This window comes from Hydrogenophaga sp. NH-16 (assembly GCF_004006415.1).
Classification (GTDB): Bacteria; Pseudomonadota; Gammaproteobacteria; order Burkholderiales; family Burkholderiaceae_C; genus Hydrogenophaga; species Hydrogenophaga pseudoflava.
Genome location: NZ_CP029344.1, coordinates 2,675,699 through 2,689,357, shown reverse-complemented (window position 1 = coordinate 2,689,357; position 13,659 = coordinate 2,675,699). Strand labels below are relative to the sequence as shown.

The window sequence follows — 13,659 nt, the reverse complement described above, 5'->3', positions numbered from 1 at the left end:
GCTGGCGCGTCAGGGTTCCAGCAGCGAGAGTGCCAGAGCCAGCCGCGCCTTCACAGGGGGCAGTCCGGCGGAGTCGGGCATGGGATTGGCCGTGTCAGGAATCACACGCCCTCGGGCACAGCGCGTGGCCCTGACCACCCGCACACCACGGGCCATGGCCTCCGACAAGGCCGAGGCCAGCGACTGGTGAACCGTGCCGTTGCCGGTGGCAGCCACCACAATGCCCTGCGGACGCAGTGCCGGGTCCGCCTGCAGCAGCGCGCGAACGATGGAGCCGTCGGCATCGGCATGGCTGGTCACCAGTTGGACGCGTGGCAGCGCATCGGCCCGCAGCACCCGCGCCAGCAGTGCCTCAGAACGCTCGGCGGTCGGGCGGCTTGCAGGAGCATGGAACCACCGGACCTCGCCTTCTTCCACACACGCCATAGGGCCGGCATCGCCCGAATCGAACGCATCCACCCGGTAGCTGTGAACCTTGGTCAAGTGCTCGGGCGCGTGCACCAGCCCCGCACAGACCACCACACACCCTCCGACCTCGGGATGACCCGCCACGGTCACGGCATCCAGCAGGTTCTGAGGGCCATCGGGCACAAGGGCGGTGGCTGGGCGCATCGCGCAGGTGAACACCACCGGCTTGCGGGGCTGCAGCACCGTCTGGATGAAAAAGGCAGTTTCTTCCAGCGTGTCGGTGCCGTGTGTGACCACAACGCCGGCAACCTCGTCGCGTGCAAGGTGGTGAGAGAGCCGAAGCAACAGCCGCTTCCACAGACCGAAGTGCATGTCCTTGCTGTCCACCTGGTCCACCTGCTCCACCTCCAGTGGACTGCCTTGCAGCGCTGGAACGCCCTCCAGAAGATCTTCCACACGAACCTGCCCTGCCACATATCCCACGTTATCTCCTGCCCGGGCGGCCCGTCCGGCGATCGTTCCGCCAGTCCCCAGGATCACGCAAAAGCCTCTGTTGTTGTCGTTCACTTGCCAAGTCTCCGAAACTGTTTAAAAATACAGATACTGGATGTGCAAACAGCCCGTCCAGCCGCATCCCGCCTAACCACGAGGTTGACATGATCGAGTCGTTCCCGCCCAAGCTCACGGCCCGCCAGCAGCAAATCCTGGAGTTGATCCAGAACGCCATTGCCCGCACCGGCGCTCCACCCACCCGCGCAGAAATCGCCACCGAGCTCGGATTCAAGTCGGCCAATGCGGCCGAGGAGCACCTTCAGGCGCTCGCACGCAAAGGCATGATCGAACTGGTCAGCGGCACCTCCCGCGGGATCCGTCTTCGCAGCCGGGATCTGCAGGCCATCAACGATCAGCGGACTCATCAGCTTACACTGCCGATGCCCGGCCTTTCTCAGCTCATGCTGCCCCTGATCGGGCGGGTGGCTGCCGGCTCACCGATCCTCGCTCAGGAACACGTCGACCAGACTTATCACGTCGAGCGCAGCCTGTTCCAGCGCACACCTGACTACCTGCTGCGCGTGCGCGGCATGTCCATGCGCGACGTCGGCATCCTCGACGGCGACCTGCTGGCCGTGCAGTCCGGCAAGGACGCGAAGAATGGGCAGATCGTGGTGGCCAGGCTCGGAGACGATGTGACTGTCAAGCGTTTCATGCGCCGCGACCACCAAATCGAGCTGCACGCGGAAAACCCGGACTACAAAACGATCGTGGTGCAACCGGGTGAACCCTTCGAGATCGAAGGCCTCGCCGTGGGCCTGATTCGCAACAGCTTCCAGATCTGACCCGCTGGGTCGGTGCCGCCCTCGCAGGTGGCGGGCGTTTTGCCAGAACAGCACACTGTCCTTGGCAAACCCTGCGAGAGCGGCTCTTCCGAACCAATCCTGCCTGTGTCCAACCCCTTTCCGGAGTTTCACATGGGAATCCGCATCACCTCCAAGACCTGGCGCGCTCCGTTGCAGTTGATCGACAACTGGCTGCCGTCACCTCCTTGTCCCAACAAGACCCGCAAACCGCTGCCAACGTTGATGCAGCGGTTTGTCAGGGCCGGATGGTTGGCCAACAAGCAACCGAAACAGTCGCTGTCGGCCTCTCACGGCGCTTCCATGGACGAGGTGTCGCGGCCCTCACAGACAGCAACCATCCGCTTGAAGCACACCAGCCAACCGGATCGAAGCGCTTGCCTGGTGATTTCAGGGCGCATGGCCGATGTCTGCGCCGAACTGGACCGTCTGGCCGCTCTCGAGCACCGCACCGAACCCGCCTGACAGCTCAAAGTCTGTACAGAATGCTCATGGCGGCACAATAGTGCTCCATGAACATCGTGATACTGGACGACTATCAGGACGCCGTCCGAAAGCTGGATTGCGCAGCGCGCCTCGACCCCTATCCCGCCAAAGTGTTCACCAACACGGTCAAGGGGGTCGGGCAACTGTCCATACGGTTGCGGGATGCCGACATCGTGGTCCTGATCCGGGAAAGAACCCCGGTATCCCGTCAACTGGTTGACAAGCTGCCTCGCCTGAAGCTCATTGCGCAGACGGGGCGTATCGGCAGCCATATTGACGTCACTGCCTGCACCGAACGCGGCATCGCCGTGGCCGAAGGCACAAGTTCCCCGATCTCCACCGCCGAGCTGACATGGGCTCTGGTCATGGCGTCGATGCGGCGCATTCCCCAGTATGTCGCAAGCCTCAAGCACGGTGCCTGGCAACAGTCGGGGCTGAAGTCATCGTCCATGCCCGCCAACTTCGGCCTCGGCATGGTTCTTCACGGCAAGACACTCGGCTTGTGGAGCTATGGCCGCATCGGCAAGCTGGTCGCTGCTTACGGCAAGGCCTTCGGCATGCAGGTGCTGGTCTGGGGTAGCGATGAGTCCTGCCGGCAGGCCGTTTCCGACGGCTTTGAGGTCGCAGCCAGCCGGGAAGATCTCTTTGAGCGTTCGGATGTGCTCAGCCTTCATCTTCGACTCAGCGACCGCAGCGCGGGCTGTGTCACGCTGGAGGATCTTTCTCGCATGAAGCCGACCGCTCTGCTGGTCAATACATCCAGGGCCGAACTGATCGAGGCCGAGGCCTTGCTGACCGCGTTGAACCGGGGGCGCCCCGGCATGGCCGCCATCGATGTTTTCGAATCAGAGCCGATTCTTCAGGGGCATGCGCTGCTCAGGCTCGAGAACTGCATCTGCACGCCTCACATCGGCTACGTCGAGCTCAGCAACTACGAGACCTTGTTCTCGGCTGCCTTCGACAATGTGGTCAATTTCATCAAGGGAACGCCCACCAACATCGTCAACCCTGGCGCCCTGCAAGTGCGACGCTGACCATCAGGCTCAGCAGCGCCAACAAAAAAAGCCAGCACGTGTCTGGCTTTTTTTGTTGAGCAAACATGCTGACTATTTGGACTGTGCGTCCTTACCCGGTGGGATTTCTCCGTCATCGGGTGGCGTGAAATCAAGAACTTCAAAATCAATGAGGTTGCCCATGTCCGCGGCCTCCACTGCAGAGGTGCCCGTCGATGAATCGTGCCTGGCCGTGGGCTCCACCGGCACCACAACGTCGGGCAGCGATGCTTCGAACGCCGACGCATCGTGCAGCGCATCCAGGTCGATATCCAGGCCGAGACGGGGGGAGGCGTGCGGGATTTCATCCATCGGTTCGGTCAACCGTTCCGAAGCTGCCGCAGAGGATGAAACAGCAGCCATCTTCGGCCCCGCAGCCTTCAGCGGACGAATCGCCGTGTGCTGGAAGTCCGAAGAAGGGGTGCTCGAATCGCGCTGGATCACATCCTTCGCGATGGCGTGAAGGAGCAGGAGCTCACGGTACGCTTCGAGATCAAACACCTCCGACTCGGGATCGGCCGCATCCCTGAAGATGGACTTCTCGATGACATCCAGCACCTTGGGTTGAGGCCACAGGGCCTGGATTCGCCCGAATGCAGTTTCGTAAGCTTCGAGCCCCCGGTTGGAGTCGCTGTACTGGTCAAACGGCGGTGCACTCGCATTGAACTGGTGGTTGAACTCTTCGCGCAGCTTTTCGTACTCGTCGCGCCGCCCCAGCCGGTGGTAGAGCTTGAAGAGGTCAAGATACGCGAGCGCACTGGGCTCCTGGCTTTCGTGTAAGTGCGTCTTGAGGATGCCGATCGCCTGGTCAAACTCGCCCAGCGAGACGAAGAAATCCGATTGCTGCTGAACGTCGAACAGTTCTTCCGTGGCAACGGACCGGGACACGCCGATGTGGCTGGTGCGGAAATCGCGGCGCTCGGAAGTGGACAAGGGCATCGCTCCACTGTCACCAGAACCACTGCGCATCGGACCCAGTTCGTCCAGCCCGGAATCGGCATCCAGATCAAGGTCAAGATCCAATCCTTTGGCCGCCACTTTCCTTGCAGGCTTGTCGGCAGGCACCTTGGCCGCTTTCGCTGCACCAGACGTCCACCAGTCCCTCTGGGGGGTACCCGCAACGCCAATGGCGGTCTTGCGTCGCCACAGCCAGACCAGCGCTGCCAGAGCAAGAAGCAGCAGCGCCCCCAAGGCGTACGCGGCCCACGACATCAAGCGCGACTGTTCGAGCCTGGCCTCCATGTCCTGCATGGCGGCCTTGTTGCGCGCCTCCCGCTCACGCAAGCCTTTGGATTCGGCCTCCAGGACTGCCAGCTTCTGGGTGTCGCGAAGAATGTCCTCGGGAGAGGCGTTCAAAGCCTTCCAGAGCTGGGCAGCAGCGGCCCGCTCCTGGGGGTTCGAGGAGGGCTCGCTGAGCAGGGACAGTGACAGTTTGAGAACCGGATCGCGCTCGATCGCGAGACTCACGTCCACAGGGTCCAGCTGGAGCCGCGGGGTTACATCCCTTGCCGGTTCCACCGGCTTGCGCACCACGCTGGCTGGCCTGGGCCTGGAAGCAGAAGCAGGCGCCGTGCTGCGCGTCGGAGCCGCCACAGGAGTACCGCTGCCAGCTGCCGGACCAGCAGACACTCTGGAGCTGCCTGTCGAACCCTCCGCAGGGATGGGCGACGGCTTGGGCACTACTTGTGAACCGGACAACGCAGGCGCTGTTTGCGACGCCGTTGCAGGCTCGGACAGAAAGTCAGCCAGCAGCACATACCGACGGGAGAACGGCGAAGCGCAGCCCGCCCTCAACACCACCGAGACAACGGGTTCGTTCACCGGCACCGTGGTCTGGATCCGCACCGATGCCTCGGCATCGGGTGCGTTGTGCTGCGTCGAGGTGCGCACAGACGAAGGACCCAGCTGGTTGTCACCGAAGAACACATCGGCCTGCAGGCACAGCGCGGACAGATCTTCACCCGGGGCCGCGACGGCCTGCACCCGGATATCAAGAGGCCTGCCAATGAGAACAGCGCCGCTGTGTCGCCCCAAAGTGGCCGCCGAACCGCCCAACGCCGTTGATAGCAAAATAGAGCCAACCAAGATCTGGCGCACGTCACAGCCCTTCCGTTCTTCGTGGCAACATTTTGTCATAGGTCGTTGCCCACCCTTCTTAAATAACACTTTCATATGACCCCAACTTTTCAAACCGTCGGCATCGTGGGTGCAGGCGCCATGGGCCGCGGCATCGCACAGATGGCAGCCCAGGCCGGAAGCGCAGTCATCTTGTTCGATCTGCAGCCCAATGCGGCCGAAACCGCCCGGCAGGCGCTGGCCGACACCTGGCAGAAGCTGGTGGACAAGAACAAGCTCGATGCCGCGCAACGCACCGCCATGCTGGATCGGCTCCGCTGCGCCGATGCCCTTGCTTCGTTGGCCCCCTGCGACCTGGTCATCGAAGCCGTCGTCGAGCGGCTAGATGTCAAACAGAAGCTGTTTTCCGAACTTGAGTCCATCGTTTCCAAACAATCGGTGCTGGCAACCAACACCTCTTCGTTGTCAGTGACCGCCATCGGTGCGGCGCTCCAGCGCCCTCGCCAGCTTGCCGGGTTCCACTTCTTCAACCCCGTGCCGCTGATGCGCGTGGTCGAAGTGATCGCCGGTCTCAAGACCGATCCGGTGGTGTGCGAGCGGCTGACGGCCTTTGCCCGCGAATTCGGGCATACCCCCGTATCGGCGCAGGACACCCCCGGCTTTATCGTCAACCACGCCGGTCGCGGTTACGGCACCGAAGCACTGCGGGTGGCGAGCGAGCGGGTGGCCGATTTCGCGACCATCGACCGCATCCTCAAAGACCAGATGGGCTTCCGGCTCGGTCCTTTCGAGCTGATGGATCTGACCGCCCTGGACGTCTCGCACCCGGTCATGGAGTCGATCTACCGCCAGTACTACGACGAACCACGCTACCGCCCCAGCGTAATCACGGCGCAGCGACTGGCCGGTGGTGTGGTTGGCAAGAAGGTCGGCGACGGCTTCTATACATACAGAGAGGGCATTGCCCAGGTTCCTTCCGAGCCTCCGGTGCCCGAGGTCGGTGCCCTGCCGCCGGTCTGGGTCTCGCCCAAAGCCGCGCGTCGGGCCGAGATCTACCAGTTGCTCAAGAACCTGGGCGCAAGCATCGAAACCGCCCAGGCCCCATCAGCCAGCGCGCTGATCCTGGTGGCTCCGCTCGGACTGGACGTGACCACCCTCGCCGCGGTCGAGCGGCTCGACCCCACCCGCACCGTTGGCATCGACATGATGCTGGAGGACGCCGCCACCAAGCGCCGCGTGCTGGCCACCAACCCGGCCACCCGCCCCGACATGCGCGACGCCGCGCACGCCCTGTTCGCCAAGGATGGCAAGGCGGTGAGCGTGGTCAAGGACAGCGGCGGCTTCGTGACGCAGCGCGTCGTCGCCACCATCGTCAACATCGCGGCCGACATGTGCCAGCAGGGCATCTGCACACCCAAGGACCTGGAAGTGGCGGTGACACTGGGTCTGGGCTACCCCATGGGCCCGCTGGCCATGGGCGACAAGGTCGGCCCCACCAATGTGCTGGAGATCCTGTTCAACATGGGCACGGTCTACGGCGACCCTCGCTACCGCCCTTCGCCCTGGCTGCGCCGCCGCGGCGCCCTGGGTCTGAGCCTGATGCACGAAGAGGCCTGAGCATGAGCGCCAGCCTCAAGAGCCACAGCCATGGCCAGACCATGGTGCTCACCATCAGCAACCCGGAACACCGCAATGCCCTGGGTCCGGAGATCTATGCCGCGGGGGTCGAGGCGCTGAACGTGGCCGAGTCCAGCCCGGAGGTGCGTTCGGTGGTGATTGCCGGCGAAGACAACCACTTCTGCGCAGGCGGCAACCTGCAGCGCCTGCTGTCCAACCGCCAGCAGCCGCCCGAGGTGCAGGCCCAGAGCATCGAAAGCCTGCACAACTGGATCGAAACCATCCGCGCATTCCCCAAGCCGGTGATCGCCGCCGTGGAAGGCGCCTGCGCCGGTGCGGGCTTCTCGCTTGCGCTGGCCTGCGACCTGCTGGTCGCCGCACAGGACAGCGTCTTTGTGATGGCCTACAGCAATGTGGGTCTGTCCTCCGACGGCGGCGCCACCTGGAGCCTGGCGCGCGCCCTGCCCCGAGCCACCGCGATGCAGTTGCTGATGTGTGGCGACCGCATCGACGCCGCGCGCCTGCAGACCCTCGGCGTGGTCAACCAGGTGTGTGCCAGCGGCGAGGCGATGGCCACCGCGCTGGCGCTGGCCGAAAAACTCAACACCCGGGCGCCCAACGCCATGGCCAGCATCAAGGAGCTGGTGAACGAGGCCCAGACCGCGCCACTGCACATCCAGCTCGCCGCCGAGCGCGACCACTTCGTGCGCAACCTCCACCACGCCAACGGCGGTGAAGGCATCTCGGCCTTCCTTGAGAAGCGCCGCCCCGGCTACCGTTGATCGACAAGCCTGCCGTGCTGCGGTTTTAAAAGCGGCACGGCGACACCTGCGGGACAGCTTCCCCGCGCTATCCCTGATGCTCCCGGCGCGTCCCAGTGGTGACAATGGGGCCGCTTTCAGTCACTCAAAAGACATCCAATGGACGAACCCATTCTGACAATGGAAGAACGCGAGGCGATCAACAACGGTCGCTGGTTCCAGAGTCTTTCCCCTTCCCTGCGTCACGACATTCTCCGATGCGCCTACGTCAAGCGATTCAAGGACGGCGACCTGATCGTCGCCCGCGGCGAACCGCCCACCGAGTGGACGGCGGTCGCCAAGGGTGCGGTGCGTGTCAGCTCGACCTCGCTCTCGGGCAAGCTGATCACGCTGACCTACGTGGAACCCGGTGTGTGGTTCGGGGATGTGGCGTTCTTCGACGGGGACCGTCGCACGCACGACGCCTATGCGCATGGCCCGACCACGCTGCTGTGCGTGGCCCGCAACGACTTCCAGAAGATCCTCAGCGCCCACGTCGAACTGTACGAAGCGCTGATGCGCCTGCAGGCGCGGCGCATCCGAACGCTGTTCGGCCTGGTGGAAGACCTCAACACCCTGCCGCTGCGCGCGCGCCTGGCCAAGCAACTGCTGCACCTGGTGCGCTCCTACGGCGTGCCCTGCCTCTCGGACGGCAACGAGATGCGCATCGGCCTGCAACTGGCGCAGGAAGAACTGGCGCAGCTGCTGGGCGCCTCGCGCCAGCGCGTGAACCAGGAACTCAAATCCATGGAGCGCGAAGAAGCGATCCGCATCGAGCAGGGAGGGCTGGTGGTGCGCAACCGCGACATGCTGATGCGCATCGCCGAAGCCGAACACTGACCGTTTTCCTGCCCTCACCGACCGTGACCGAATGAACGACCTCCAGAACTTCACCGGCACACGGCCGGTGGCGGCCCAGCATGCCGTCGACACCGCCGCCCTCCAGGCCTGGCTCGAACGCCATGTCGACGGCTTTACCGGCCCCCTGAGCATCGAGATGTTCAAGGGCGGCCAGTCCAACCCCACCTACAAACTCATCACGCCGGCGCGCGCCTACGTCATGCGCGCCAAGCCCGGCCCGGTGGCCAAGCTGCTGCCTTCGGCCCACGCCATCGAGCGCGAGTTCCGCGTGATGGGCGCACTGCACGGCACCGGTGTGCCGGTGGCCCGCATGCACGCCCTGTGCGAGGACGAGTCGGTGATCGGCCGTGCGTTCTATGTGATGGAGTGCGTCGACGGCCGCGTGATGTGGGACCAATCGCTGCCCGATCTGACCAATGACCAGCGCGGCGCCATCTACGACGAGATGAACCGCGTGATGGCCGCGCTGCACAGCGTGCGCCCGGACGCCATCGGTCTGTCCGACTACGGCAAGCCGGGCAACTACTTCGAGCGCCAGATCGGCCGCTGGAGCAAGCAGTACGTGGCGTCGATCACACAGCCCATCCCCGAGATGGACCAGCTCATGGAGTGGCTGCCTCGGAACATTCCGGCCATGGCGCGCGACGAATCGATGGTGTCCATCGTGCACGGCGACTACCGGCTGGACAACCTGATGTTCCACCCCACCGAACCGCGCGTGCTCGCGATCCTCGACTGGGAGCTGTCCACGCTGGGTCACCCGCTGGCCGATTTCAGCTACCACTGCATGGCCTGGCACATCCCGCCCGGCGCCTTCCGCGGCATCGGCGGCCTGGACGTGCAAGCGCTGGGTATTCCGACCGAGGCCGAATACATCCGCCGCTACTGCGAACGCACCGGTTTCGTCACGCCCGAACAGCTCAAGGCCGACTGGAACTTCTACCTGGCCTACAACCTGTTCCGTCTCGCCGCCATCCTGCAGGGCATCGCCAAGCGCGTCGAGATGGGCACCGCCTCCAGCGCGCAGGCGGTGTCGTCCGCCGCCGGTGCGCGCCCGCTGGCCGAGATGGCCTGGCGCTTTGCACAGCAGGCCTGACCCCGACTCCAACGTCCCGACCCCACACCCAAGGAACACACCATGCACTTCGATTACACCGACAAGGTCAAGGACATGCGCCAGCGCCTGCTGGCCTTCATGGACGAGCACATCTACCCGAACGAAGGGCGCTTCTTCGCCGAGATCGCGGCCAACCGCGCCAAAGGCAATGCCTGGATCCCGACCACCGTCATCGAGGAGCTCAAGCCCAAGGCGCGCGCCGCAGGCCTGTGGAACCTGTTCCTGCCGATGAGCAAGCGGGCACCCGAGGGCCTGTCCAACCTGGAATACGCACCACTGTGCGAGATCATGGGCCGCGTACCGTTCGCGGCCGAGGTGTTCAACTGCTCTGCACCCGACACCGGCAACATGGAAACGCTGGAGCGCTATGCGTCCGAGGAGATCAAGGACGAATGGCTCGAACCCCTGCTGCGCGGCGAGTTCCGTTCGGCCTTCCTGATGACCGAACCCGCGGTGGCCTCGTCGGACGCCACCAACATCCAGTGCGAGATCACGCGCGACGGTGACCACTACGTGCTCAACGGCCGCAAGTGGTGGTCGTCCGGTGCTGGCGATCCGCGCTGCAAGGTCTACATCGTCATGGGCAAGACCGACCCCGAGGCACCACGCCATTCGCAGCAGAGCATGATCGTCGTGCCCGCCGGCACGCCCGGCGTCACTGTGGTGCGCCCGCTCTCCGTGTTCGGTTACGACGACGCGCCGCATGGCCACATGGAAGTGGTGCTCAAGGACGTGCGCGTGCCGGTGCGCAACCTGCTGCTGGGCGAGGGCCGCGGTTTCGAGATCGCCCAGGGCCGCCTCGGCCCGGGCCGCATCCACCACTGCATGCGCTCCATCGGCGCAGCCGAGCGCGCGCTGGAGCTGATGTGCAAGCGCCTCAACAGCCGCGTCGCCTTCGGCAAGCCGATCTCCGCGCAGTCGGTCTGGCACGAGCGCATCGCCGAGGCCCGCTGCAAGATCGAACAGGCGCGCCTGCTCACGCTCAAGGCCGCCTACATGATGGACACAGTGGGCAACAAGGTGGCCAAGGCCGAGATCGCGATGATCAAGGTGGTGGCGCCCAACATGGCCTGCGAGATCATCGACATGGCCATCCAGGCCCATGGCGGTGGCGGCGTCAGCGACGACTTCCCGCTGGCCTACAGCTACGCCAACCAGCGCACGCTGCGCCTGGCCGATGGCCCGGACGAGGTGCACCGCGCGGCGATTGCCAAGCTGGAGCTGGCCAAACACATGGCCATCAAGAGCGACGTCGACATGCCGGTGACGCGCGGTTGCTGATGCGCACCAACAAACCGCGCAGAGCCCCCTGGCGACAGGGTATACTCGCCGGCTTGTCGGAGCGTAGCGCAGCCTGGTAGCGCATCTGCTTTGGGAGCAGAGGGTCGCGAGTTCGAATCCCGCCGCTCCGACCATTCTTCAGGACAAAAAAGGCCCACTGCGTGGGCCTTTTTTGTATCCTGTCCGCACCGGCTGCCCGTAGCTCAACCGGATAGAGCAGCTGCCTTCTAAGCAGCAGGTCGGGGGTTCGAGTCCCTCCGGGCAGGCCAGCGATTCCTCCCCAGCGCCCCTCCCTTCTGCGCGGCCAACGTCGCATGCAATCACACGAACAACCTGTCCTGCGCGATCTGGTCCTCGTCGGTGGCGGCCACAGCCATGTGGTCGCGCTGCGCAGGCTGGCCATGCAGCCCGAACCGGGCCTGCGCATCACCCTGGTCTGCACCGACATCGACACGCCCTACTCCGGCATGCTGCCGGGCTATGTCTCGGGCCACTACAGCTTCGACGAGGTGCACATCGACCTGGGCCGCCTGGCGGCGTTCGCGGGCGCGCGCTTCATCCACGGTGAAGTGACCGGGCTGGACCGCGCGAGCCAGCGCGTGCTGCTCAAGGGGCGGCCCGCCATTCCCTACGACCTGCTGTCCATCAACACCGGTTCCACACCGAATGTGCGTCAGGTCGATGGCGCCCAGGCCCACGCGGTGCCGGTCAAGCCCATCGCCCATTTCAACCAGCGCTGGCTCGACCTGCTGGAGCGCGTGCGCGGCTTGCGCGACCGCTTCACCGTGGCGGTGGTGGGCGGCGGCGCAGGCGGCGTGGAACTGGTGCTGTCCATGCAATACCGGCTGCGCCAGGAGCTGCAGGCCCTGGGCAAGAACCCCGACCTGCTGCAGTTCGTGCTGCTCACCGCGGGCGAGACCCTGCTGCCGACACACAACCCCAGGGTCCGGGCGCGCTTTGCCCACGTGCTGAAGGAGCGGCGCGTGGCGGTGCACACCCGGGCCGAGGTGTCGCAGGTCTCGCCCGGCTGCCTGACCACGCAGGACGGCCGCACCTTCGACGCCGACGAGACCATGTGGGTGACGCAGGCGGGCGGCCCGGCCTGGCTGCAGGGCACGGGTCTGGCGCTGGACGAACACGGCTTCGTCTGCGTCAACGAATACCTGCAGACGCCGGATGATCCGAAGATATTCGCGGCCGGCGACGTGGCGTCCTTCCTGCCGCGCCCGCTGGAAAAGGCCGGCGTGTTCGCGGTGCGCATGGGCCGTCCGCTGGCGCGCAACCTGCGCCGGGCCTTGCGCGGTCAACCCCTGCAGCCCTACCGCCCGCAGAAACACTGGCTGGCGCTGATCTCCACCGGCGACCGCCACGCCGTGGCCTCGCGCGGCCCCATCGGCTTCGCGGGCGACTGGGTCTGGCGCTGGAAGGACCGCATCGACCGGCGCTTCATGCGCACGTTCACCGAGCTGCCCGCCATGGCGCCGGCCTCGCCGTCGCAGGCCGCACCCGCCAGCGGCCTGGTGCTGAGCGCCGAAGAGTCGCGCCAGGCGATCTCGGCGATCGCCATGCGCTGCGGCGGCTGCGGCGCCAAGGTGGGGGCCAGCATCCTCAGCCGCGCTCTCGGCAACCTGCAGCCGGTGCAGCGCGACGACGTGCTGATCGGCCTGCATGCGCCGGACGACGCCGCCGTGGTGCGCGTGCCGCCGGGCATGGCCATGGTGCACACGGTGGACTTCTTCCGCAGCTTCATCGACGACCCCTACCTGTTCGGCCAGGTCGCGGCCAACCACGCGCTGGGCGACATCTTTGCCATGGGGGCCGAGCCCCAGTCGGCCACGGCGATCGCCACCGTGCCGCCCGGCCTGGAGACCAAGGTCGAAGACCTGCTGCTGCAGATGATGACCGGCGCGGTCGAGGTGCTCAACGCCGCCGGCTGCAGCCTGGTCGGCGGACACACCGGCGAAGGGCGCGAGCTGGCGCTGGGCTTTGCCGTCAACGGCCTGATCGACGAGCGCATGACCGGCGTGATGCGCAAGGGCGGCATGCGGCCCGGCGACGTGCTGCTGCTGAGCAAACCCATCGGCACCGGTACCCTGTTCGCGGCGCACGCGCGGCACGCCGCCAAAGGCCGCTGGATAGACGCCGCGCTGAAATCGATGGTGCTTTCCAACCAGGCCGGTGCGCAGATCCTGCGCGAACACGGCGCCACCGCCTGCACCGACCTCACCGGCTTCGGCCTGCTCGGGCACCTGGTCGAGATGACCCGCCCCTCGGGGGTGGACGCCGAGCTGCAGCTGGGCGCCCTGCCCCTGCTCGACGGCGCGGTGGACTGCGTGAAGGCCGGCATCGTCAGTTCGCTGCAGCCGGCCAACGTGCGCCTGCGCCGTGCGCTGCGCAACGCCGTGGCCTTCGTGGACGACCAACGCTACCCGCTTCTGTTCGACCCGCAGACCGCGGGTGGCCTGCTGGCCAGCGTGCCCGCCGACCGCGCGGCCGACTGCGTCCGCGCGCTGCAGGCGGCGGGCTACCCGCACACCGCCGCCATCGGCCGCATCAGCGCTGCCAGCGACGCGCTCGAACCAGTGGTGCTGAGTGCCTGAGTCCGC

The 13,659-nt window shown here is 65.6% G+C and carries 11 protein-coding genes and 2 tRNA genes; 11 read left to right on the top strand and 2 right to left on the bottom strand.

Features of this window, described 5'->3' with window-relative positions; all coding sequences use genetic code 11:
* Positions 1-9 precede the first annotated feature (9 nt).
* Positions 10-948, bottom strand: coding sequence for an asparaginase (locus DD542_RS13005; protein ID WP_347232076.1), 939 nt, complete (start codon positions 946-948; stop codon positions 10-12).
* 116 nt (positions 949-1,064) lie between these two features.
* Between DD542_RS13005 and lexA the strand changes: the two genes are divergently transcribed.
* The 3 genes from lexA to DD542_RS12990 all read left to right on the top strand — a co-directional run bounded on the left by lexA (position 1,065) and on the right by DD542_RS12990 (position 3,283).
* A complete protein-coding gene (gene lexA / locus DD542_RS13000) occupies positions 1,065-1,745 on the top strand; it encodes a transcriptional repressor LexA (RefSeq protein WP_066151065.1) in 681 nt (226 codons plus the stop codon).
* Positions 1,746-1,877: 132 nt separating this feature from the next.
* Positions 1,878-2,228, top strand: a complete 351-nt coding sequence (locus DD542_RS12995; RefSeq protein ID WP_127805955.1) for a hypothetical protein — start codon at positions 1,878-1,880, stop codon at positions 2,226-2,228.
* A gap of 47 nt (positions 2,229-2,275) precedes the next feature.
* Entirely contained in the window at positions 2,276-3,283 is a 1,008-nt protein-coding gene (locus DD542_RS12990; RefSeq protein ID WP_127805954.1) for a D-2-hydroxyacid dehydrogenase family protein, read from the top strand.
* 72 nt (positions 3,284-3,355) lie between these two features.
* On the opposite strand, the gene DD542_RS12985 is transcribed toward DD542_RS12990, so the two are convergent.
* Entirely contained in the window at positions 3,356-5,398 is a 2,043-nt protein-coding gene (locus tag DD542_RS12985; protein ID WP_127805953.1) for a hypothetical protein, read from the bottom strand.
* Between the two features lie 75 nt (positions 5,399-5,473).
* On the opposite strand from DD542_RS12985, the gene DD542_RS12980 reads away from it, so the two are divergent.
* The 8 genes from DD542_RS12980 to selD all read left to right on the top strand — a co-directional run bounded on the left by DD542_RS12980 (position 5,474) and on the right by selD (position 13,653).
* A complete protein-coding gene (locus DD542_RS12980) occupies positions 5,474-6,994 on the top strand; it encodes a 3-hydroxyacyl-CoA dehydrogenase (RefSeq protein ID WP_127805952.1) in 1,521 nt (506 codons plus the stop codon).
* A gap of 2 nt (positions 6,995-6,996) precedes the next feature.
* Positions 6,997-7,776, top strand: a complete 780-nt coding sequence (locus DD542_RS12975; RefSeq protein ID WP_127805951.1) for an enoyl-CoA hydratase — start codon at positions 6,997-6,999, stop codon at positions 7,774-7,776.
* A gap of 138 nt (positions 7,777-7,914) precedes the next feature.
* Positions 7,915-8,634 carry a Crp/Fnr family transcriptional regulator gene (locus tag DD542_RS12970; protein ID WP_066151083.1) on the top strand — a complete coding sequence of 240 codons (720 nt, stop codon included), beginning with the start codon at positions 7,915-7,917 and terminating at the stop codon, positions 8,632-8,634.
* Positions 8,635-8,665: 31 nt separating this feature from the next.
* Positions 8,666-9,751 (top strand): phosphotransferase family protein, encoded by a 1,086-nt coding sequence (locus DD542_RS12965; protein ID WP_127805950.1) that lies wholly within the window; start codon positions 8,666-8,668, stop codon positions 9,749-9,751.
* A gap of 42 nt (positions 9,752-9,793) precedes the next feature.
* Positions 9,794-11,053: an acyl-CoA dehydrogenase family protein gene (locus DD542_RS12960; protein ID WP_127805949.1), complete on the top strand. Its 1,260-nt coding sequence runs from the start codon at positions 9,794-9,796 to the stop codon at positions 11,051-11,053.
* A 57-nt stretch (positions 11,054-11,110) separates the two neighbouring features.
* Positions 11,111-11,187, top strand: a tRNA-Pro gene (locus DD542_RS12955).
* Positions 11,188-11,245: 58 nt separating this feature from the next.
* Positions 11,246-11,322, top strand: a tRNA-Arg gene (locus tag DD542_RS12950).
* 45 nt (positions 11,323-11,367) lie between these two features.
* On the top strand, positions 11,368-13,653 hold the full coding sequence (gene selD / locus DD542_RS12945) for a selenide, water dikinase SelD (protein ID WP_127805948.1): 2,286 nt from the start codon (positions 11,368-11,370) through the stop codon (positions 13,651-13,653).
* Positions 13,654-13,659: the final 6 nt, after the last annotated feature.